We start from the raw sequence: 21,177 nt of genomic DNA on the forward strand, positions 1-21,177 counted from the left end.
TAACCGATGCTTACGATTCACCGCAGACTCTGTCTGGATGGCCCGGAAAGCACAAACCCCGCACAAGGCGGGGTTTGGTCCGCAGCGGGTCTGCGGTATCGGCGACGGCGCCCGTTACCGGGCGCCATCCGCATCATCAGATGACGCGCACGGCCTCGAGCAGGCGCACCACCGTCCAGGACTTGGACTTGGAGATGGGGCGGCCCTCGGCGATTTCCACGATATCGCCCTCGTTGTACTGGTTGGACTCGTCGTGCGCCTTGTATTTGGCAGTGCGGTTGACGAATTTACCCAGCACGGGGTGCTTCACGCGGGTCTGGACGCTGACGACGACCGTCTTGTCCATCTTGTTGCTGACGACCTTGCCGACCAGCGCACGCTGACGCTTGACGGTGTCTTTTTGGGTTTCGGTTGTCATGTTACTTTCCTGCGTTCTCAGTCATGATGGTGCGGATGCGCGCGATATCGCGGCGCACTTTGCCCAACTGACTGGTGTTGGAAAGCTGCTGAGTGGCACGCTGCATACGCAGGTTGAAGTGTGCCTTCAGCAGGCTCTCGAGCTCGGTCTGGAGCCCGGCGGCGTCTTTTTCGCGCAGTTCACTGGCTTTCATATTGACTCCTAGGCGCCCACGCGACGCGACACGAAGGTCGTGCGCAGGGGCAGCTTGGCGGCGGCCAGACGGAATGCTTCGCGTGCGACTTCTTCGGTCACGCCTTCCATTTCGTACAGCACCTTGCCGGGTTGAATTTCAGCGACCCAGAATTCCGGGTTGCCCTTCCCTTTACCCATCCGGACTTCGGCGGGCTTTTGGGAAATGGGCTTGTCCGGGAAGATCCGGATCCAGATACGGCCGCCGCGCTTGATGTGGCGGTTGATGGCACGACGAGCGGCCTCGATCTGGCGAGCCGTCAGACGGCCCCGATCCGTAGCCTTCAAGCCGAATTCACCAAAAGACACATTGGTGCCGCGCGTCGCCAGGCCGGTGTTGCGGCCTTTCTGCTCTTTGCGGTATTTCCTGCGAGAGGGTGACAGCATGGTTTATTCTCCTTCAGGCGCGGGGGCTGCCGAGGCAGCGTCACGGCGTGGGCCACGGCCACGGCCGCGGTTGTCGCCAGGACGGCCAGGACGATCACCACGCGGAGCACGGCGCGGACGGCGTTCTTCGTCACGCGGAGCAGCGGTTTCCGGGGGCATCTCGCCATTGGGCAGCATGTCGCCCTTGTAGACCCAGACCTTGACACCGATGATGCCGTAGGTGGTTTGGGCTTCGGACGTGCCGTAGTCGATGTTGGCGCGCAGGGTGTGCAGAGGCACGCGACCTTCGCGATACCATTCGGTACGAGCGATTTCGATGCCGTTCAGACGACCCGAGGACATGATCTTGATGCCCTGGGCGCCCAGACGCATGGCGTTCTGCATGGCGCGTTTCATCGCACGACGGAACATGATGCGCTTTTCGAGCTGCTGCGTGATGGAATCAGCGATCAGCTGAGCATCGGTTTCCGGCTTGCGGATTTCCTCGATGTTGACGTGCACAGGCACGCCCATCAGGCGCTGCAGATCGAGCTTCAGCGTTTCGATGTCCTCGCCGCGACGACCGATCACCACGCCCGGACGAGCCGAGTACACAGTGATGCGGGCGTTCTTGGCCGGGCGTTCGATGATGACACGACCCACGGACGCGGATTTCAGTTTCTTCTTCAGGTATTCGCGCACACGAATGTCTTCGGCCAGCATGCTGCCGTAGACCTTGTCGTTGGCGTACCAGCGAGAAGTCCAGTTGTGGTTGACCGCGAGGCGGAACCCGATTGGGTGAATTTTCTGTCCCATTGCGACTCCTTAGGCCCCGACCTTGACCACGATGTGGCAGGTCTGCTTTTCGATGCGGTTGCCACGACCCTTGGCACGGGCCGAGAAACGCTTCATCGACTGCGCTTTGTCGACATAGATCGTGGTGACCTTCAGTTCGTCGATGTCGGCGCCGTCGTTGTGCTCGGCATTGGCGATTGCCGATTCCAGAGCCTTTTTCAGGATGACAGCGGCTTTCTTCGGGCTGAAGTTCAGGATGTTGAGCGCGTGCGCCACGGATTTTCCGCGGATCAGATCCGCCACCAGGCGGGTCTTCTGGGCGGAAATATGGACGCCGCGGATGGCTGCGGTGGTTTCCATGGCTTACCTCTTGGCCTTTTTGTCCGCCGCGTGACCCTTGAAGGTACGCGTCAGGGCAAATTCACCGAGCTTGTGACCGACCATGTTCTCGTTGATATAAACGGGAACGTGCTGGCGGCCGTTGTGCACGGCAATGGTCAACCCGATGAATTCGGGCAGAATGGTGGAACGACGCGACCAGGTCTTGATCGGCTTCTTTTCTTTGCCCCCGACGGCGGCATCGACCTTTTTGATCAGATGCGCATCGACGAACGGGCCTTTCTTGACAGAACGTGACATAGTGTTCGCCCCTTATTTGCGCTTGCGGCGCGAGACAATCATATTGTCCGTGCGCTTGTTACGACGAGTCCGATAGCCCTTGGTGGGAGTACCCCACGGGCTGACGGGTACGCGGCCTTCGCCGGTGCGGCCTTCACCACCACCGTGCGGGTGATCCACCGGGTTCATGGCAACGCCACGAACGGTCGGGCGGATACCACGCCAACGCACAGCACCGGCTTTACCGATCTGACGCAGGCTGTGATCGCCGTTGCCGACTTCACCAATGGTGGCGCGGCAGTCGATGTGCACGCGGCGGACTTCACCGGAGCGCAGACGGACCTGGGCGTAAACGCCTTCGCGAGCCAACAGGACAGCGGAAGCGCCAGCCGAGCGGGCGATCTGAGCACCCTTGCCGGGTTGCATTTCGATGCAGTGGATCGTGGAGCCCACCGGAATCGCACGAATCGGCAGCGTATTGCCTGCACGGATCGGCGCTTCCAGACCGGACACGACCGTGGCGCCGACTTCCAGACCGCGCGGAGCGATGATGTAGCGACGTTCGCCATCGGCGTAGCACAACAGGGCCAGGTGAGCCGTGCGGTTCGGGTCGTATTCCAGGCGCTCGACGCGGGCGACGATGCCGTCCTTGTTGCGACGGAAATCAACGACGCGATAGTGCTGCTTGTGACCACCGCCGCGATGACGCACGGTGATGTGGCCGTTGTTGTTACGACCGGAATGGCGCGACTGGCTTTCCAGCAGAGGCGCGTAGCCAGGGCCCTTGTGCAGTTCGGGGTGCACGACCTTGATCATGCCCCGACGGCCCGCGGACGTGGGTTTGACTTTTACCAGCGGCATTTAGTTCACCTCCGTAAAGTCGATTTCCTGCCCGGCCTTGAGGGACACATAGGCCTTGCGCTCGTTGCGACGACGGCCCATGAAACGGCCGAAGCGCTTTTCCTTGCCCTTGCGGTTGGCAACCTGCACGGAGGCGACTTCGACCTTGAACAGCAGTTCAATGGCGGCCTTGATCTCGGGCTTGGTGGCATCAGCCACGACGCGGAAAGCGACCTGGTTGTTCTTTTCGGCAACCATCGTGGCTTTTTCAGTGACCACGGGCGCCAGAATGACTTGCATCAGACGTTCGGCATTCATCCCAGCAACTCCTCGAGTTGGGCGATCGCCGGCTTGGTGATCAGCACTTTCTTGTAGTGGACCAGGGACAGCGGATCGGCATAGCGCGTTTCAATCACTGCCACGTGGGGCAGGTTGCGCGTTGCGAGATAGACGTTTTCGTCCAGCGCATCAGTGATGATCAGGACGGATTCGGAAATACCCAGGTCCTTGAGCTTGGCGGCAGCCAGCTTGGTCTTGGGGGCTTCGAGGGTGAAGCTTTCCAGCACGGCCAGCCGGTCTTCGCGCACCAGCTGCGAGAAAATGGCGCGCAAACCGGCGCGGTACATTTTCTTGTTGACCTTGTGGCTGAAGTTTTCGTCCGGCGAGTTCGGGAACGCACGGCCACCCCCACGCCAGATCGGCGAGGAAGTCATCCCGGAACGGGCGCGGCCGGTGCCTTTCTGGCGCCAGGGCTTCTTGGTGGAATGCTTGACGGTTTCGCGGTTCTTCTGAGCGCGATTGCCCATCCGTGCGTTGGCCTGATAGGCCACGACGATCTGGTGTACCAGCGCTTCGTTGAATTCGCGGCCGAAGATATCATCGGCGCCGGCCACGGTGGCCGAGGATTGACCCTGATCGTTCAGGAGCTTGAGTTCCATGATTAGGCTCCTTTCTTGGGCGCGGCCTTGACGGCCGGGCACACGACGATGTCGGCGTTCTTGTGGCCGGGGACAGCGCCCTTGACCAACAGCAGACCGCGTTCGACATCAACGCGCACGACGTCCAGATTCTGGACGGTGCGGGTCACGTCACCCAGGTGACCGGACATTTTCTTGCCCGGAAAAACACGACCCGGATCCTGTGCCTGGCCGATGGAGCCGGGCACGCGGTGCGAGCGCGAGTTACCGTGAGAGGCGCGTTGGGAACCGAAATGGTGACGCTTGATCGTGCCGGCAAAGCCTTTACCGATCGTCGTACCAGTGACGTCAACCTGTTCGCCGACCTGAAAGACCGATTCCACGGCCACGACAGCGCCAGCCGTAAATTCGGCGGCACGGGCGGGATCCAGGCGGAATTCCTTCAGGATGGAACCGGCTTCGACGCCGGCTTTGGCGTAATGGCCGGCTTCGGCTTTGGTGACGCGAGAGGCACGGCGAGTGCCATAGGCCAACTGAACGGCGGCATAACCGTCGATTTCAGGCGTCTTGACCTGGGTGACGCGGTTGTTGGACACGTCCAGCACGGTTACCGGGATGGAATCACCTTCCTCGGTAAAAATGCGGGTCATGCCGACCTTGCGCCCCACAAGCCCGAGGCGCCAGGCCGCGGGCGTAGGTGTCGAATTCGACATTGTTTTCTCCGGGGTATTAAAAACCCTTAAGCTTAAATCCCGACTGCGATTGGCCGGGGCTCGGATACCGTCTTACAACGATATAGCCGTATCAAACCTCGATACGGCAACTCGCCGTCTAAATAAAGAGACGGCGAAGCTAAGCATTCTAGCATGAAAAAGCCGCCCTGCCTAGAAGACAGGGCGGCTTAGAGCTGAAGCACCCGTCAGGGCGCCCAACCGGATTACTGCAGCGCGATTTCGACGTCGACGCCGGCCGGCAGATCCAGACGCATCAGGGCGTCCACGGTCTTGTCGGTCGGATCCACGATATCCATCAAACGCTGATGCGTGCGCATTTCGAACTGATCGCGCGAGGTCTTGTTGACGTGCGGCGAACGCAGCACGTCATAGCGACGGATGCGCGTGGGCAGCGGCACGGGACCACGAACCACAGCACCCGTGCGCTTGGCCGTTTCAACGATCTCGGCGGCCGACTGATCGATCAGCTTATAGTCAAACGCCTTCAGGCGGATGCGAATTTTCTGGCTTTTCATGGGTATCCCTAAAGAACGAGTCCGGGCAGGGACTTGGCCCCCGCCCACACATCAATTACTTGATGATTTTGGCGACGACGCCGGCGCCCACGGTACGACCGCCTTCGCGGATGGCGAAACGCAGGCCTTCTTCCATGGCGATCGGGGCGATCAGGCTGACCACGATCGAGATGTTGTCGCCCGGCAGGACCATTTCCTTGTCGGCCGGCAGTTCGATCGTGCCCGTCACGTCCGTCGTACGGAAGTAGAACTGGGGACGATAGCCCTTGAAGAACGGCGTGTGACGGCCACCTTCGTCCTTGGACAGAATGTAGACCTCGGCCGTGAAGTCCGTGTGCGGGTGAATCGAACCGGGCTTGGCCAACACCTGGCCGCGCTCGACTTCTTCACGCTTGGTGCCGCGCAGCAGAATCCCGACGTTATCGCCCGCTTCGCCCTGATCCAGCAGCTTGCGGAACATTTCCACGCCCGTGCAGGTCGTCTTGATCGTGTCGTGAATCCCGACAATCTCGATTTCCTCGCCGACCTTGACCACGCCGCGTTCAATACGGCCCGTGACCACCGTGCCACGACCCGAGATCGAGAACACGTCTTCCACCGGCATCAGGAACGTGCCGTCCACGGCGCGTTCCGGTTGCGGAATGTAGGTGTCCAGCGCTTCGGCCAGCTTCATGATGGCTTGCGAGCCCAGCGGGCCTTCGTCGCCGTCCAGCGCCAGCTTGGCCGAACCCTTGATGATCGGCGTATCGTCGCCCGGGAAGTCGTACTTGGACAGAAGTTCGCGAACTTCCATCTCGACCAATTCCAGCAGTTCCTCGTCGTCGACCATGTCGCACTTGTTCAGGAACACGACGATGTAGGGCACGCCCACTTGGCGAGCCAGCAGGATGTGTTCACGCGTCTGCGGCATCGGGCCGTCAGCGGCCGAGCACACCAGGATCGCGCCGTCCATCTGCGCGGCGCCCGTGATCATGTTCTTGACGTAGTCGGCGTGACCCGGGCAGTCCACGTGCGCGTAGTGACGGTTAGCCGTCTCGTATTCCACGTGCGAGGTGCTGATCGTGATGCCACGCGCCTTTTCTTCCGGCGCGTTGTCGATCTGGTCGTAGCCCTTGGCTTCGCCGCCCATCGCTTTGGCCAACACCGTGGTGATGGCCGCCGTCAGGGTCGTCTTACCGTGGTCAACGTGCCCGATCGTCCCCACGTTCACGTGCGGTTTGGTCCGTTCAAACTTACCTTTTGCCATGATGATTCCTGTAATTTCCTGGGAAATAAAAGAGGGAAATGCCCGGCCTCGCGGCCGGGCCGTATGTTATTTGCCGCGAGCGGCGATGACTTCGTCGGCCACGTTACGCGGGGCCTCGGCGTAATGCTTGAATTCCATCGTGTAGGTGGCGCGACCTTGAGTCTGCGAACGCAGGCTGGTCGAATACCCGAACATCTCGGCCAGAGGAACTTCAGCCTTGATGATCTTGCCGCCGCCCGGGATGTCATCCATGCCCTGCACCATGCCGCGACGGGACGACAAGTCGCCCATCACCGTACCGGCATAGTCTTCAGGCGTTTCGACTTCCACGTGCATCATGGGCTCGAGCAGCACCGGGTTGGCCTTGCGCATCCCATCCTTGAAGGCCATGGAGCCGGCCATCTTGAAGGCGTTTTCGTTCGAGTCCACATCGTGATACGAACCGAAGAACAGCGTGACCTTGACGTCCACGACCGGATAGCCCGCGACCACACCGGCCGGCAGGGTTTCCTGGATGCCCTTGTCCACCGCGGGGATGAACTCGCGCGGCACCACGCCGCCCTTGATGGCGTCCACGAATTCGTAGCCTTTGCCCGGTTCCAGGGGTTCGAGCTTGAGGACGACGTGACCGTACTGGCCGCGACCGCCCGATTGCTTGACGAACTTGCCTTCGACTTCTTCGCAAACCTTGCGAATGGTCTCGCGGTAGGCCACCTGGGGCTTGCCGACGTTGGCTTCGACACCGAACTCACGACGCATGCGGTCGACCAGGACTTCCAGGTGCAGTTCACCCATACCGGAAATGATGGTTTGACCGGATTCTTCGTCGCTGCGCACGCGGAAGGAAGGATCCTCGGCGGCCAGGCGTTGCAGGGCAATGCCCATTTTTTCCTGGTCGGCCTTGGACTTCGGCTCCACGGCCTGCGAAATCACGGGTTCCGGGAATTCCATGCGCTCCAGCAGGACGTGATCGCCCACGTCGCACAGGGTTTCACCCGTGGTGACTTCTTTCAGACCCACGACAGCCGCGATGTCGCCGGCAACCACTTCCTTGATTTCGGCGCGGTTGTTGGCATGCATCTGCAGAATACGGCCGATGCGTTCTTTTTTGCCCTTGATCGGGTTGTAGACGGTATCGCCGGATTTCAGCACGCCCGAATACACGCGGATGAAGGTCAGCTGGCCCACAAACGGGTCGGTCATCAACTTGAACGCCAGCGCGGACAGCTTTTCGCTGTCATCGGCTTGACGACGGATCTCGTTGCCTTCGTCGTCCGTGCCCTTGACGGCAGGAATATCGACAGGCGACGGCAGATAGTCGATCACCGCGTCCAGCATGCGCTGCACGCCCTTGTTCTTGAAGGCGGTGCCGCACAGCATCGGCTGGATTTCGCCAGCGATGGTCCGGAGACGGATGCCCTTGTCGATTTCCTGTTCGGTCAGCACGCCGGTTTCGAGGTACTTGTTCATCAGTTCCTCGTTGGCTTCGGCGGCGGCCTCGACCAGCTTCTCATGCCATTCGTTGGCTTGATCGGCCAGCTCGGCAGGAATATCGATGTAGTCGAACTTCGTGCCCTGGGAGGCTTCGTCCCAGATGATGCCGCGCATCTTGGTCAGATCGATGACGCCCTTGAAGTTGTCTTCAGCGCCGATAGGAATGACGATGGGCACCGGGTTGGCCTTCAGGCGCAGACGCAGCTGGTCATAGACCTTGAAGAAGTTGGCGCCGGTACGGTCCATCTTGTTCACGAAGGCCAGACGGGGCACGCCGTACTTGTTGGCCTGACGCCAGACGGTTTCCGATTGCGGCTGCACACCACCCACGGCGCAATACACCATGCAAGCACCGTCGAGCACGCGCATGGAACGTTCGACTTCAATGGTGAAGTCCACGTGTCCCGGGGTGTCGATGATGTTGACGCGGTGTTCGTCGTACTGGTGTTCCATCCCGCTCCAGAATGCCGTGGTGGCAGCGGACGTGATGGTGATGCCGCGTTCCTGTTCCTGCTCCATCCAGTCCATGGTGGCCGAGCCTTCATGGGTTTCGCCAATTTTGTGATTGACGCCGGTATAGAACAGGATGCGCTCGGTCGTCGTGGTCTTGCCGGCATCGATGTGCGCGGAAATACCAATGTTGCGATAGCGCTGGATAGGGGTTTTGCGGGCCATGTTGAAAGTCCTAATGAGTGACCGGCTGGATTACCAGCGGAAGTGGCTGAATGCCTTGTTGGCTTCTGCCATCTTGTGGGTGTCCTCGCGTTTCTTCATGGCGCCGCCACGACCTTCGGCCGCATCCATGAGTTCGCCTGCCAAACGCAGGTCCATCGATTTTTCACCACGCTTTTTCGCGGCTTCACGCAGCCAGCGCATGGCCAGGGCCAGGCGGCGCACGGGGCGCACTTCGACCGGCACCTGATAGTTGGCGCCACCAACGCGGCGGGATTTGACTTCAACCACCGGCTTGATGTTGTTGATGGCGGTATTGAAGACCTCGATGGGTTCCTTGCCCGTTTTGGCCTGGATCTGGTCAAAGGCGCCGTACACGATGCGTTCCGCCACGGCTTTTTTGCCGGACAGCATGACGACGTTCATGAATTTGGCCAGCTCGACACTGCCGAACTTGGGATCAGGGAGGATTTCACGTTTTGGTACTTCGCGACGACGAGGCATTTCAATTTCCTTGTGACGATTCAGTTGAGCCGCTTTTTAACGGCCACGGCTTCCATTGAGGAGAGCCACTTACCTGCCAAAGCCGGATGACTTTGGCCGCACGTTTCTGATCGGCGAGCGATCAATGAGAGACGACAGAACGATGGAAGATTATTTCTTCGGCCGTTTGGCGCCGTATTTGGAACGGGCTTGCTTACGGTCTTTGACGCCTTGCAGGTCAAGAGAGCCGCGAACGATGTGATAACGCACACCCGGCAAATCCTTTACACGGCCGCCACGCACCAGAACCACGGAGTGTTCCTGGAGATTGTGGCCTTCGCCGCCGATATAGGAGATGACCTCGTAGCCATTGGTCAGGCGCACTTTGGCGACCTTACGCAAGGCGGAGTTCGGCTTTTTCGGGGTGGTGGTGTAGACACGGGTGCAGACGCCGCGACGCTGGGGGCAATTTTCCAGCGCCGGGCTCTTGCTGCTCTCGCGACTGACTTGGCGCGGCTTGCGCAGCAGTTGAGCAATAGTTGGCATGACCTTTTACGCATCCTTTGTACTTGCGTACGTTTTTTACGTCGGTGTTCAGGTGACATGTACAAAATCCGCCTGGAACGAATGACGTAAAAGAGCGGGTCTTGCACAAACCATTTTCAGGCAATTTTGCCTGACGACTTACCTAGGGCGTCAGGTTTCGCAGCGCATACTGGAACCTGCCGCTTTTATACGGTAAGCTCGTGAGTGTAGCACGCACAACTTTTCAAAGGCAAGCAACTGAATGAACATTCTAGTCCTGCACGGCATCAACCTGAACATGTTCGGCAAGCGCGACCCCGCGCAGTACGGCACGGCCACTCTGGCGGAAATCGACCAGCAGTTGCAAACCTTGGGGACGACGCTGGGTGCGCAGGTCAACTGCTTTCAAACCAACTGCGAAGGCTTGATGGTGGAACGCATCCATCAGGCCCATACGGACGGCACCGCCGCGGTGCTGATCAATGCCGGCGCCTGGACACACTACAGCTATGGCATCCGGGATGCCTTAGCCATCCTGACCATTCCCCTCATCGAAATTCACATGTCCAACATCCATGCCCGCGAAGCATTCCGGCACGAATCCGTGTTGGCGCCTATTGTGCGCGGCCAGATCTGCGGGTTTGGCGCGGACAGCTATCTGCTGGGGTTGCAGGCGGCGGTATCCGCCGTCAAGACTGCCTGAGCAGATCCCACACCGGCTGGACATCCGGCATGACCCCGCGCCAGATCTGATAGGATTCGGCTGCCTGCCCCACCAGCATACCCAAGCCGTCGCTAAGGCGGGTGGCGCCGCGCCCGGCAGCCTGCACCATGAAGGCCGTCGGCTCGGCGGCGTACGCCAGATCATAGGCCAGGCTTTCCGCAGAGAAACGGAAATCCACATCCGGTGCGCCCTGCCCGTTCAAGCCGGCAGACGTGGCATGAATGACGACATCGAACCTCTCGCCGGCGACATCCTCCAACGCCCCGGCACGCAAAATACCGGTTTGCTGAAACACAGCCGCCAGCTCGTGTGCGCGGCTGGCAGTCCGATTGACCAATAGAATGCGGGCCGGGCCGGCCTGCAGGATCGGCAGCAAAACCCCCCGCGTCGCCCCCCCTGCACCGATGATCAGTACCTGGCGCCCTGCCAGAGAGTAGCCCAGCCGATCCTGAATATCGCCGACCAGCCCTATGCCATCCGTATTGTCGCCCAACACGCCGTCGGGACCGAATGCCAGCGTATTGACAGCTTGCGCCGCCTCGGCCCGATCCGTCAGGCGATCTGCAAACCGGCAAGCGTCCAGCTTGAACGGCGCGGTGACATTCATGCCTTTACCGCCGGCCTCCATGAATGCCCGTACGGTTTCTGCGAACGCGCCCGGCTCGCCCAAGATACGTTCATACGTCAGCGTATGGCCAAACTGCCGCGCGAACGCCGCATGAATAACGGGAGATCTGGACTGGGCGATAGGGTTGCCGATGACGGCATAGCGGTCAGTCATGGGGTTAATGAAAATCGATGCAAACCCGTAGCGTACCAAATCATGGGAAAAGGCCCGCTCCAGACGAATCTGGAACGGGCCTTTTCAAGCAGCAGGATACAGCGGCTTATTCCTCGGCAGGCGTATCCCCATCGGATGCCGGCGCAACATCCGCGTCGCCATCGTCGGAGCCGGCATGCGCCATTTCCGAAGGATCGCCGAAGGGGTTGGCCAGCTCGCGTGCGGCTGCCCGTTCGGCCGCCTCGAAGATCTCCCGTTCGCGGCGGGCGATATGGTAAGACATACCGGTACCCGCCGGGATCAGGCGACCCACGATGACGTTTTCCTTCAGACCGCGCAGATCGTCACGCTTGCCCATGATGGCGGCTTCGGTCAGCACCCGGGTCGTTTCCTGGAAGGAAGCGGCCGAGATGAACGAGTCCGTGGACAGCGATGCCTTGGTGATCCCCAACAGGACGTTGTCATAGGTAGCCGGCAGCTTGTTTTCGGCTTCCATGCGGTCGTTGGCGTTCAGCAGTTCGGCGCGTTCAACCTGTTCGCCCGTGATGAAGTCGGTATCGCCCGAGTTGGTGATGTTCACACGACGCAGCATCTGACGCACGATGACTTCAATGTGCTTGTCGTTGATCTTCACGCCCTGCAGACGATAGACGTCCTGAACTTCGTTGACCACGTAGGATGCCAAAGGCTCGATCCCCTGCAGTCTCAGGATATCGTGCGGATCGGCCGGGCCGTCGACGATCAGTTCGCCCTTGTTGACCACCTGGCCGTCGTGCACCAGCACCTGCTTTTCCTTGGAAATCAGGAACTCGTGGCTGACGCCGTCCATGTCGGTGATGACCAGACGCTGCTTGCCCTTGGTGTCCTTGCCAAAGGACACCGTGCCGGTGACTTCGGCGAGTACGCCGGCGTCCTTGGGGGCGCGGGCTTCGAAGAGTTCGGCCACACGCGGCAGACCGCCGGTAATGTCGCGCGTCTTTTGCGATTCTTGCGGAATCCGCGCCAGGAAGTCGCCCACACCCACGTTCTGACCATCGCGCACGGTGATCAGTGCGCCCACGGGCAGCGAGATCGCCACCGCGTGGTCGGTACCGGCAACCTTGATTTCCTGACCCTGTTCATCCAGCAGCAGGATCTGCGGACGACCAGCGCCCTTGGCGTTGCGGGTCTTGGGCGTAATCACGACCAAGGTCGACAGGCCGGTGATTTCGTCAACCTGACGGGCGACGGTCACGCCCTCTTCGATGTTGGCGAAACGAATCGTACCTGTGTATTCGGATACGATCGGGCGGGTCAGCGGATCCCAGGAAGCCAGCTTGGCGCCGGCCTTGATGGTGTCGCCGTCGCCCACCAGAATGGTCGCGCCATAGGGAATCTTGTGGCGTTCACGCTCGCGACGGTTGTCGTCATAGACGACGATTTCGCCCGAACGCGACACGGCAATGCGATCACCCTTGGCGTTGGTCAGGTAGCGCAGGCCGATGGCAAAACCCACCGAACCGGCGGATTTGGTCTCGACCGAGCTGGCCAGCGCCGAACGCGAGGCCGCGCCGCCGATGTGGAAGGTCCGCATCGTCAGCTGGGTACCCGGTTCACCGATGGACTGGGCGGCGATCACGCCGACTGCTTCGCCCTTGTTGACCAGCGATCCGCGGCCCAGGTCACGCCCATAGCAATGGGCGCACAGACCATGGCGGGTTTCGCAGGTCAGGGGGGTACGGATCTTGACCTCATCGATGTTCAGCCGTTCGATGAGTTCGACCCTGTCTTCGTCCAGCAGGGTGCCCGCTGGAATGACGGTTTCCTGGGAATCCGGATTGACCACATCGATGGCCGTTACACGTCCCAGCACCCGATCACCCAGCGCTTCGACGACTTCGCCGCCTTCCAGCAGGGCCTTCATCACGTAGCCGTGCGAGGTGCCGCAATCATCCTCGGTGATCACCAGGTCCTGGGTCACGTCCACCAGACGGCGGGTCAGATACCCGGAGTTGGCGGTCTTCAACGCGGTATCGGCCAGGCCCTTACGAGCGCCGTGGGTCGAGATGAAGTACTGCAACACGTTCAGGCCTTCACGGAAGTTGGCCGTGATGGGGGTCTCGATGATGGAGCCGTCCGGCTTGGCCATCAGGCCGCGCATCCCCGCCAACTGGCGGATCTGGGCAGCGGAACCCCGGGCGCCGGAGTCGGCCATCATGTAGATGGAGTTGAACGATTCCTGGCGCACTTCCTTGCCGTGGCGGTCGGTGACCGGCTCGGTGGACAGCTGTTCCATCATGGCCTTGCCCACGCGGTCGCCGGCCTTGCCCCAGATATCCACCACATTGTTGTAGCGTTCCTGGGCCGTCACCAGACCAGAGGAGTACTGGCGGTCGATTTCCTTGACCTCGGAAGAGGCCTGGGCCAGGATGTCGCGCTTGGCGTCAGGCACCACCATGTCGCCCATGGCGATGGACACGCCGGCGCGCGTCGCCAGGCGGTATCCGGACTGCATCAGCTTGTCGGCAAAGATCACCGTAGCGCGCAGGCCGCAGCGACGATACGCCATATTGATGAGCTTGGAGATTTCCTTTTTCTTCAGCGCCTTGTTCAGCACGGTGAAGGGCAGGCCTTGCGGCAGGATCTCGGACAGCAGCGCACGACCCACCGTGGTCTCGTAGCGGTGGACTTCCTGCTGCCATTCGCCGTCCTCGCCCTTGACGTATTCAGGCACACGCGTCGTGATGCGGGTCTGCAGCTCGACTTCGTGGTTGTCGTAGGCGCGCTGGACTTCGGCCAGATCGGCCAGGAACATGCCCTCGCCCTTGCCGTTGATGCGCTCACGGGTGGCGTAGTACAGCCCCAGCACGATATCCTGAGACGGCACGATGGCCGGCTCGCCGTTGGCGGGGAACAGCACGTTGTTGGACGCCAGCATCAGGGTGCGGGCTTCCAGCTGGGCTTCCAGGGACAGCGGCACGTGTACGGCCATCTGGTCGCCGTCAAAGTCGGCGTTGAAGGCCGCGCAGACCAGCGGGTGCAGCTGGATGGCCTTGCCTTCGATCAGTTGCGGCTCGAACGCCTGGATGCCCAGGCGGTGCAGAGTCGGCGCCCGGTTCAGCATGACCGGGTGTTCGCGGATGACTTCTTCCAGAATATCCCAGACGACAGGTTCCTGGCTTTCGACCAGTTTCTTGGCAGCCTTGATGGTGGTGGCCAGACCCATCATTTCCAGACGATTGAAAATGAAGGGCTTGAACAGTTCCAGGGCCATCAGCTTGGGCAAGCCGCACTGGTGCAGACGCAGCTGCGGACCCACCACGATCACGGAACGACCGGAGTAGTCCACCCGCTTGCCCAGCAGGTTCTGGCGGAAACGCCCGCTCTTGCCCTTGATCATGTCGGCCAGAGACTTCAGCTGGCGCTTGTTGGCGCCCGTCATGGCCTTGCCGCGACGACCGTTATCCAGCAACGAATCGACGGCTTCCTGCAGCATGCGCTTTTCGTTGCGCAGGATGATGTCCGGCGCCTTGAGTTCCAGCAGGCGCTTCAGGCGGTTGTTGCGGTTGATGACGCGACGGTACAGATCGTTCAGATCGGACGTGGCGAAACGCCCGCCGTCCAGCGGCACCAAGGGGCGCAGATCCGGCGGCAGCACCGGCAGGACTTCCATGATCATCCAGTCGGGCTTGATGCCAGACTTTTGGAAGCCTTCCAGGACCTTCAGGCGCTTGGAGATCTTCTTGATCTTGGCGTCGGAACCCGTGGCCTTCAGTTCACCACGCAGCTTTTCGACTTCGGAATCGATGTCGATGGTGCGCAGCAGTTCGCGCACGGCTTCGGCGCCCATCAGGGCGTGGAAGTCGTCGCCGTATTCCTCGGTCTTGGCCAGGTAATCATCGTCGGACATGATCTGACCGCGTTTCAGCGGGGTCATGCCGGGTTCGATCACGCACCAGGCTTCGAAATACAGCACGCGTTCGATGTCGCGCAGCGTCATGTCCAGGACCATGCCCAGGCGCGACGGCAGGGACTTCAGGAACCAGATGTGCGCCACCGGGCTGGCGAGCTCAATGTGGCCCATGCGTTCGCGGCGGACCTTCGCCACCGTGACTTCGACGCCGCATTTTTCGCAGATCACGCCACGGTGCTTCAGGCGCTTGTATTTACCGCACAAGCACTCGTAGTCCTTGATCGGGCCGAAGATCTTGGCGCAGAACAGGCCGTCGCGTTCGGGTTTGAACGTGCGGTAGTTGATCGTCTCGGGCTTGCGGACTTCGCCGAAAGACCAGGAACGGATCTTCTCGGGCGAAGCGATGCCGATTTTGATGGCGTCGAATTGCTCGTCCTGGGAGACTTGCTTAAAGAGATCGAGTAGCGCTTTCATTATTTACGCTCCAGATCCATGTCCAGGGACAGGGATCGAATTTCCTTGACCAGCACATTGAAGGATTCGGGCATGCCCGCATCGATCACGTGATCGCCCTTGACGATGTTCTCGTAGACCTTGGTACGGCCCGAGATATCGTCGGACTTCACCGTCAGCATTTCCTGCAGGGTGTAGGCGGCGCCATAGGCTTCCAGCGCCCAGACTTCCATTTCCCCGAAACGCTGACCCCCGAACTGCGCCTTGCCGCCCAGCGGCTGCTGCGTGACCAGCGAGTACGGACCCGTGGAGCGCGCATGCATCTTGTCGTCCACCAGGTGGTGCAGCTTCAGGAAGTGCATGTAGCCGACCGTGACGGGGCGTTCAAACTGTTCCCCCGTGCGGCCGTCGGTCAGCCAGGCCTGGGTGCGGCTGTCGGTGAGCTTCAGGCGCTCGGCGACGTCATCCGGATAGGCGACTTCCAGCATGTGGGTGATGTCTTCCTCGGTCGCGCCGTCAAAGACCGGCGTGGCCAGCGGCACACCGCGGCGCAGGTTGTTGGCCAAGGTCGAGACTTCGTCATCGGACAGCTGATCCAGCTTGACGGAACCGCTGTAGACCGTTTCCAGCATCTTGCGAACCGCCTTGACCTGCACGCCACGTTCTTCGTCGAGCAGATCGGCGACCCGCTGACCCAGACCCTTGGCGGCCCAGCCCAGGTGAACTTCCAGCACCTGGCCGATGTTCATCCGCGAGGGCACGCCCAGCGGATTCAACACGATGTCCACCGGCGTACCGTCGGCCATGTGCGGCATGTCTTCGACCGGGGTAATGCGCGAAACGACACCCTTGTTGCCGTGACGGCCGGCCATCTTGTCGCCCGGCTGCAGGCGGCGCTTGACGGCCAGATAGACCTTGATCATCTTCAGCACGCCCGGCGGCAGTTCGTCGCCCTGCGTGAGCTTTTTACGCTTTTCCTCGAAGGCCAGATCGAACTGGTGACGCTTCTGTTCCAGTGCGTCCTTGACCTGTTCCAGGGCGACCGCCGCATCTTCGTCGGACAGACGGATGTCGAACCACTGCCAGCGATCCAGATCGTCCAGATAGTCGGCTGCCAGCGCAACGCCCTTGGCGAGCTTGCGCGGGCCGCCGTTGACGGTCTTGCCCAGCAACTGCTTGCGCAGACGGTCGAAGGCGTCGTTTTCGACGATACGCAGCTGGTCGTTCAGGTCCTGGCGGTAGCGGCGCAGTTCGTCGTCGATGATGGACTGGGCGCGCTTGTCGCGCTCGATGCCTTCACGGGTGAACACCTGCACGTCAATGACGGTCCCGATCATGCCCGAAGGCACACGCAGGGACGTGTCTTTTACGTCGGATGCTTTTTCACCGAAGATGGCGCGCAACAGCTTTTCTTCCGGCGTCAGCTGGGTTTCGCCCTTGGGCGTGACCTTGCCGACCAGCACGTCATCGGCACGGACTTCGGCGCCGATGTGCACGATGCCGGAATCATCCAGGCGGTTCAGCTGGGTTTCGGCCAAGTTCGAGATGTCGCGGGTGATTTCCTCGGGTCCGAGCTTCGTGTCACGAGCAACGACGGTCAGTTCCTCGATGTGGATCGAGGTGTAGCGGTCGTCGGCCACGACGCGCTCGGAGATCAGCACCGAGTCTTCGAAGTTGTAGCCGTTCCAGGGCATGAACGCGATCAGCATGTTCTGACCCAGGGCCAGTTCGCCCAGGTCGCTGGAAGCGCCGTCGGCCAGCACGTCGCCGCGGGCGACCAGATCGCCGCGCGACACGATGGGCCGCTGGTTGATGTTCGTGTTCTGGTTGGAACGCGTGTATTTTTTCAGGTTGTAGATGTCCACACCGACTTCGCCGGCGATGTTTTCATCGTCATTGACCCGGATCACGACACGTTCGGCATCGACGAAATCGACGATCCCGCCACGCGTGGCCTGCACGGTCGTACCCGAGTCCACCGCCACGGTGCGCTCGATGCCGGTACCGACCAGCGGCTTTTCGGGCCGCAGGCAGGGCACGGCCTGGCGCTGCATGTTAGCGCCCATCAGCGCCCGGTTGGCGTCATCGTGCTCCAGGAACGGGATCAGGGAAGCCGCCACCGACACGATCTGCGACGGGGCCACGTCCATGTAGTGGACGTTGACCGGAGCCGTCAGCATGGTTTCGCCCGCTTCGCGGCAAGCAACCAGGTCATCTTCGAAACGACCATCATCATCCAGATGCGCGTTGGCCTGGGCGATGACGTACTTGCTTTCCTCGATTGCCGACAGATATTCGATCTGATCGGACACGCGGCCATCGACGATCTTGCGATACGGCGTTTCCAGGAAGCCGTATTCGTTCAGACGGGCGTACAGGGCCAGGGAGTTGATCAGGCCGATGTTCGGGCCTTCCGGCGTTTCGATCGGGCAGACGCGACCGTAGTGAGTCGGGTGCACGTCGCGGACTTCAAAGCCGGCGCGTTCACGCGTCAAGCCGCCAGGTCCCAAGGCGGACACGCGACGCTTGTGCGTGATTTCCGACAGCGGGTTGGTCTGGTCCATGAACTGCGACAGCTGGCTGGAGCCGAAGAATTCCTTGATGGCCGCAGAAATCGGCTTGGAATTGATCAGGTCGTGCGGCATCAGGTTTTCGGTTTCCGCCTGACCCAGACGTTCCTTGACGGCGCGTTCGACGCGCACCAGGCCGGCGCGGAACTGGTTTTCCGCCAGTTCGCCCACACAACGCACACGGCGGTTGCCCAGGTGATCGATGTCATCGATCTGGCCGCGACCGTTGCGCAGATCCACCAGGATCTTGATGGTGTTCAGAATGTCGTCGTCGGTCAGCGTGAGCGGGCCTTCGTTGCCTTCGTTCAGACCCAGGCGGCTGTTGACCTTCATCCGGCCCACGCGCGACAGATCGTAGGTTTCTTCGGAATAGAACAGGCGCTGGAACAGCGCTTCGACGGCTTCCTCGGTGGGCGGCTCGCCGGGGCGCATCATGCGATAGATGGCCACGCGCGCCGCCATCTGGTCGGCGGTTTCGTCGGTGCGCAGCGTCTGGGAAATGTAGGCGCCTTCGTTCAGCTCGTTGATGTAGAGCGTCTCGATGTCGCGGATGCCGACGGCACGCAATTCAGCCAACAGGGATTCGGTGATTTCATCGTTGGCCTGCGCCAGGACTTCGCCGGTATCCGGATTGACGACGTTTTTCGCCAATACGCGGCCCAGCAGGAAATCTTCCGGAACGGAAATGTGGCTGACCTTGGCGGCGGTCAGATCGCGCAGATGCTTGGCATTGATACGCTTGTCTTTTTCGACGATGACATTGCCCTTTTTATCGACGATGTCAAAGCGGGCGACTTCGCCCTTCCAGCGTTCCGGCACGAATTCCAACATGCCGCCTTCGTTATGCAGCGCGACATGGTCGAAACTGGAAAAATAGGCCAGGATCGCTTCCGGCGTCATGCCCAGGGCTTTCAGCAGAATGGTCACGGCCATCTTGCGGCGACGGTCGATCCGGAAGAACAGCACGTCCTTGGGGTCGAACTCGAAGTCCAGCCACGAGCCGCGGTAAGGAATCACGCGCGCGGAAAACAGCAGCTTGCCGGAACTGTGGGTCTTGCCGCGATCATGCTCAAAGAACACGCCGGGCGAACGATGCAGCTGCGACACGATGACACGTTCCGTGCCATTGATCACGAAAGAACCGGTATCCGTCATGAGCGGAATTTCGCCCATGTAGACTTCCTGTTCCTTGACTTCCTTGACGGTGGGCTTGCTGACCTCGCGGTCCATCAGCACCAGACGGACCTTCGCCCGCAGGGGAGACGCATAGGTCAAGCCGCGCAGCTGGCATTCCTTGACGTCAAAAACCGGGGTGCCCAGCACATAGCTGACAAACTCCAAACGGGCCATCTGATTGTGGCTGACGATTGGAAATATCGAATTGAAGGCCGCTTGCAGACCTTCATCCTTGCGTTTAGATGCGGTACTATCCGCCTGCAGAAAGGTCTTGAACGAATGCAATTGCGTTGCCAGCAGGTAGGGAACGTTCTGGACGTCCGCACGCTTGGCGAAGCTTTTGCGTATGCGCTTCTTTTCGGTGTACGAATAAGGCATGAGCACTCCGACTCGAGGGTTGCTTAGGCCGTTAACCACGGCCATGGTTTACGACTCCTGAAAACCCGGCTCTGGGTGACGCCATCGAGGGCGTCGAACGCGGGTTTTCTGGAAACGCAAAAGCCCGGGAAGACTTGATGACTTCCCGGGCGCAGCGATCAGGGTCTTACTTCAGTTCGACCTTGGCGCCGGCTTCTTCCAGCTTCTTCTTGGCGTCTTCGGCAGCAGCCTTGTCCACGCCTTCCTTGACGGGCTTCGGAGCGCCATCAACCAGGTCCTTGGCTTCTTTCAGACCCAGACCGGTGATTTCGCGAACAGCCTTGATGACGCTGACCTTGTTGGCGCCGACTTCGGCCAGAACGACCGTGAATTCGGTCTGCTCTTCAGCAGCAGCGGCACCGCCCGCAGCCGGGGCAGCAGCCACGGCGACGGCAGCGGCAGCAGCCGACACGCCAAATTTTTCTTCCATTTCCTTGATCAGCTCGGACAGTTCGAGCACGCTCATAGCGGCGATCGCGTCCAGGATTTCAGCTTTAGTTGCCATTTTTAGAACTCCAGATAATTAAATAAGCCAGGTTTGGTTGTCGCTGGTAACGGCGAAGACCCCAGCAGTCTGCTTACGCAGCCTGCTTTTGGTCGCGAACGGCCGCCAGGCCGCGCACGAACTTCGTGGGCACTTCGTTGAGCGTACGCACAAACTGAGCGATGGGCGCCTGCATGGTGCCCAGCAGCTTCGACAGCAATTCCTCGCGCGAGGGCATCGTGGCCAAGGCCTTGACGCCATCCTGGCTCAGCAGGCTGTTGGGCAAAGCCCCGCCTGTGATGACCAGTTTGTCGTTGGTTTTCGCGAAATCGGACAGGACCTTGGCGGCCGAGACCGGGTCAGTGCTGATCCCGTAGATCAGCGGACCGGTCAGCTGTGACGACAACTCCTCGAAAGGGGTGCCGGACAGCGCGCGACGCACCAGCGTGTTTTTCAACACGCGCAGGTACACGCCCGATTCACGCGCAGTTTTGCGCAATACGGTTACGGAGGCGACGTCCAGACCACGATACTCGGCGACGATGATCGACTGGGCACGGCTGACTTCAGCGGTGACTTCCTCGATGACCACCGCCTTTTCTTGGCGATTGAGACTCATGGTTGAACACTCCTTCTAACGATGCCGGAGAGACCTCCGACATCAACCGAATGCGGCGCACCTGGTCGAGTTCATGAATGAATTCTTCCTGGACGCCGTCTACGCTGGATCCGGTATACAACCCGGGATTAAGCTAGCCTTCCGGTGTGGCATGGAAAGCTGGCTCCAGCGGTCTTTGACAGCAGCGCTTGGCCAAACGGCCAAGCA

General features: G+C 60.6%; 21 protein-coding genes. 1 reads left to right on the top strand and 20 read right to left on the bottom strand.

The window, feature by feature from the left end:
* Positions 1–136: 136 nt before the first annotated feature.
* From rpsQ to rpsL, 15 genes are all read right to left on the bottom strand, one after another.
* A complete protein-coding gene (gene rpsQ, locus VDP79_RS13445; RefSeq protein WP_323018681.1) occupies positions 137–418 on the bottom strand; it encodes a 30S ribosomal protein S17 in 282 nt (93 codons plus the stop codon).
* A 1-nt stretch (position 419) separates the two neighbouring features.
* Positions 420–611: a 50S ribosomal protein L29 gene (gene rpmC, locus VDP79_RS13450; protein WP_066454649.1), complete on the bottom strand. Its 192-nt coding sequence runs from the start codon at positions 609–611 to the stop codon at positions 420–422.
* A gap of 8 nt (positions 612–619) precedes the next feature.
* Entirely contained in the window at positions 620–1,036 is a 417-nt protein-coding gene (gene rplP, locus VDP79_RS13455; RefSeq protein WP_323018682.1) for a 50S ribosomal protein L16, read from the bottom strand.
* Positions 1,037–1,039: 3 nt separating this feature from the next.
* Complete coding sequence (rpsC, locus tag VDP79_RS13460; RefSeq protein WP_323018683.1) at positions 1,040–1,831, bottom strand: 30S ribosomal protein S3; 792 nt, start codon at positions 1,829–1,831, stop codon at positions 1,040–1,042.
* A 9-nt stretch (positions 1,832–1,840) separates the two neighbouring features.
* The gene (rplV, locus tag VDP79_RS13465) at positions 1,841–2,170 is read right to left on the bottom strand and encodes a 50S ribosomal protein L22 (RefSeq protein ID WP_323018684.1); all 330 of its coding nucleotides are present in this window, start codon (positions 2,168–2,170) and stop codon (positions 1,841–1,843) included.
* A 3-nt stretch (positions 2,171–2,173) separates the two neighbouring features.
* Entirely contained in the window at positions 2,174–2,449 is a 276-nt protein-coding gene (gene rpsS, locus VDP79_RS13470; protein WP_298014773.1) for a 30S ribosomal protein S19, read from the bottom strand.
* 12 nt (positions 2,450–2,461) lie between these two features.
* Positions 2,462–3,289: a 50S ribosomal protein L2 gene (gene rplB, locus VDP79_RS13475; protein ID WP_323018685.1), complete on the bottom strand. Its 828-nt coding sequence runs from the start codon at positions 3,287–3,289 to the stop codon at positions 2,462–2,464.
* A complete protein-coding gene (gene rplW / locus VDP79_RS13480; protein ID WP_323018686.1) occupies positions 3,290–3,586 on the bottom strand; it encodes a 50S ribosomal protein L23 in 297 nt (98 codons plus the stop codon). It abuts the gene before it with no gap.
* Entirely contained in the window at positions 3,583–4,206 is a 624-nt protein-coding gene (gene rplD / locus VDP79_RS13485) for a 50S ribosomal protein L4 (protein ID WP_322999103.1), read from the bottom strand. Before rplD ends, rplW begins: the two co-directional genes overlap by 4 nt.
* A gap of 2 nt (positions 4,207–4,208) precedes the next feature.
* The gene (gene rplC / locus VDP79_RS13490) at positions 4,209–4,898 is read right to left on the bottom strand and encodes a 50S ribosomal protein L3 (RefSeq protein WP_323018687.1); all 690 of its coding nucleotides are present in this window, start codon (positions 4,896–4,898) and stop codon (positions 4,209–4,211) included.
* A 224-nt stretch (positions 4,899–5,122) separates the two neighbouring features.
* Positions 5,123–5,434, bottom strand: a complete 312-nt coding sequence (gene rpsJ / locus VDP79_RS13495; protein ID WP_291771496.1) for a 30S ribosomal protein S10 — start codon at positions 5,432–5,434, stop codon at positions 5,123–5,125.
* A gap of 55 nt (positions 5,435–5,489) precedes the next feature.
* Entirely contained in the window at positions 5,490–6,680 is a 1,191-nt protein-coding gene (gene tuf / locus VDP79_RS13500) for an elongation factor Tu (protein ID WP_323018688.1), read from the bottom strand.
* Positions 6,681–6,746: 66 nt separating this feature from the next.
* Positions 6,747–8,849 carry an elongation factor G gene (gene fusA / locus VDP79_RS13505; RefSeq protein ID WP_323018689.1) on the bottom strand — a complete coding sequence of 701 codons (2,103 nt, stop codon included), beginning with the start codon at positions 8,847–8,849 and terminating at the stop codon, positions 6,747–6,749.
* A gap of 30 nt (positions 8,850–8,879) precedes the next feature.
* A complete protein-coding gene (rpsG, locus tag VDP79_RS13510) occupies positions 8,880–9,350 on the bottom strand; it encodes a 30S ribosomal protein S7 (protein WP_298014796.1) in 471 nt (156 codons plus the stop codon).
* A 150-nt stretch (positions 9,351–9,500) separates the two neighbouring features.
* A complete protein-coding gene (gene rpsL, locus VDP79_RS13515; RefSeq protein ID WP_320348442.1) occupies positions 9,501–9,875 on the bottom strand; it encodes a 30S ribosomal protein S12 in 375 nt (124 codons plus the stop codon).
* A 241-nt stretch (positions 9,876–10,116) separates the two neighbouring features.
* Here rpsL and aroQ point away from each other — a divergent pair, with 241 nt between their 5' ends.
* On the top strand, positions 10,117–10,557 hold the full coding sequence (gene aroQ / locus VDP79_RS13520) for a type II 3-dehydroquinate dehydratase (protein ID WP_323018690.1): 441 nt from the start codon (positions 10,117–10,119) through the stop codon (positions 10,555–10,557).
* On the opposite strand, the gene aroE is transcribed toward aroQ, so the two are convergent.
* The 5 genes from aroE to rplJ all read right to left on the bottom strand — a co-directional run bounded on the left by aroE (position 10,544) and on the right by rplJ (position 20,970).
* Positions 10,544–11,359: a shikimate dehydrogenase gene (gene aroE / locus VDP79_RS13525; protein ID WP_323018691.1), complete on the bottom strand. Its 816-nt coding sequence runs from the start codon at positions 11,357–11,359 to the stop codon at positions 10,544–10,546. The genes aroQ and aroE overlap by 14 nt on opposite strands.
* 106 nt (positions 11,360–11,465) lie before the next feature.
* Complete coding sequence (gene rpoC / locus VDP79_RS13530; RefSeq protein WP_323018692.1) at positions 11,466–15,725, bottom strand: DNA-directed RNA polymerase subunit beta'; 4,260 nt, start codon at positions 15,723–15,725, stop codon at positions 11,466–11,468.
* Complete coding sequence (gene rpoB, locus VDP79_RS13535) at positions 15,725–19,828, bottom strand: DNA-directed RNA polymerase subunit beta (RefSeq protein ID WP_323018693.1); 4,104 nt, start codon at positions 19,826–19,828, stop codon at positions 15,725–15,727. The genes rpoC and rpoB overlap by 1 nt, the downstream gene beginning before the upstream one ends.
* A gap of 166 nt (positions 19,829–19,994) precedes the next feature.
* Entirely contained in the window at positions 19,995–20,372 is a 378-nt protein-coding gene (rplL, locus tag VDP79_RS13540) for a 50S ribosomal protein L7/L12 (protein WP_323018694.1), read from the bottom strand.
* A gap of 73 nt (positions 20,373–20,445) precedes the next feature.
* Positions 20,446–20,970 (bottom strand): 50S ribosomal protein L10, encoded by a 525-nt coding sequence (gene rplJ, locus VDP79_RS13545; RefSeq protein ID WP_323018695.1) that lies wholly within the window; start codon positions 20,968–20,970, stop codon positions 20,446–20,448.
* Positions 20,971–21,177: the final 207 nt, after the last annotated feature.

Origin of the sequence: Castellaniella sp., from assembly GCF_034675905.1 — a bacterium.
GTDB lineage: Bacteria > Pseudomonadota > Gammaproteobacteria > Burkholderiales > Burkholderiaceae_B > Castellaniella.

Excerpts from the sequence above, each read along its gene's own strand:
- rpsL (WP_320348442.1), bottom strand. The coding sequence starts at position 9,875 with ATGCCAACTATTGCTCAACTGCTGCGCAAGCCGCGCCAAGTCAGTCGC.
- rpsS (WP_298014773.1), bottom strand. The coding sequence starts at position 2,449 with ATGTCACGTTCTGTCAAGAAAGGCCCGTTCGTCGATGCGCATCTGATC.
- aroQ (WP_323018690.1), top strand. The coding sequence starts at position 10,117 with ATGAACATTCTAGTCCTGCACGGCATCAACCTGAACATGTTCGGCAAG.
- aroE (WP_323018691.1), bottom strand. The coding sequence starts at position 11,359 with ATGACTGACCGCTATGCCGTCATCGGCAACCCTATCGCCCAGTCCAGA.
- rpsQ (WP_323018681.1), bottom strand. The coding sequence starts at position 418 with ATGACAACCGAAACCCAAAAAGACACCGTCAAGCGTCAGCGTGCGCTG.
- fusA (WP_323018689.1), bottom strand. The coding sequence starts at position 8,849 with ATGGCCCGCAAAACCCCTATCCAGCGCTATCGCAACATTGGTATTTCC.
- rpoB (WP_323018693.1), bottom strand. The coding sequence starts at position 19,828 with ATGCCTTATTCGTACACCGAAAAGAAGCGCATACGCAAAAGCTTCGCC.
- rpmC (WP_066454649.1), bottom strand. The coding sequence starts at position 611 with ATGAAAGCCAGTGAACTGCGCGAAAAAGACGCCGCCGGGCTCCAGACC.
- rpoC (WP_323018692.1), bottom strand. The coding sequence starts at position 15,725 with ATGAAAGCGCTACTCGATCTCTTTAAGCAAGTCTCCCAGGACGAGCAA.
- rpsG (WP_298014796.1), bottom strand. The coding sequence starts at position 9,350 with ATGCCTCGTCGTCGCGAAGTACCAAAACGTGAAATCCTCCCTGATCCC.
- rpsJ (WP_291771496.1), bottom strand. The coding sequence starts at position 5,434 with ATGAAAAGCCAGAAAATTCGCATCCGCCTGAAGGCGTTTGACTATAAG.
- rplV (WP_323018684.1), bottom strand. The coding sequence starts at position 2,170 with ATGGAAACCACCGCAGCCATCCGCGGCGTCCATATTTCCGCCCAGAAG.
- rplJ (WP_323018695.1), bottom strand. The coding sequence starts at position 20,970 with ATGAGTCTCAATCGCCAAGAAAAGGCGGTGGTCATCGAGGAAGTCACC.
- tuf (WP_323018688.1), bottom strand. The coding sequence starts at position 6,680 with ATGGCAAAAGGTAAGTTTGAACGGACCAAACCGCACGTGAACGTGGGG.
- rplW (WP_323018686.1), bottom strand. The coding sequence starts at position 3,586 with ATGAATGCCGAACGTCTGATGCAAGTCATTCTGGCGCCCGTGGTCACT.
- rplP (WP_323018682.1), bottom strand. The coding sequence starts at position 1,036 with ATGCTGTCACCCTCTCGCAGGAAATACCGCAAAGAGCAGAAAGGCCGC.
- rplD (WP_322999103.1), bottom strand. The coding sequence starts at position 4,206 with ATGGAACTCAAGCTCCTGAACGATCAGGGTCAATCCTCGGCCACCGTG.
- rplB (WP_323018685.1), bottom strand. The coding sequence starts at position 3,289 with ATGCCGCTGGTAAAAGTCAAACCCACGTCCGCGGGCCGTCGGGGCATG.
- rplC (WP_323018687.1), bottom strand. The coding sequence starts at position 4,898 with ATGTCGAATTCGACACCTACGCCCGCGGCCTGGCGCCTCGGGCTTGTG.
- rplL (WP_323018694.1), bottom strand. The coding sequence starts at position 20,372 with ATGGCAACTAAAGCTGAAATCCTGGACGCGATCGCCGCTATGAGCGTG.
- rpsC (WP_323018683.1), bottom strand. The coding sequence starts at position 1,831 with ATGGGACAGAAAATTCACCCAATCGGGTTCCGCCTCGCGGTCAACCAC.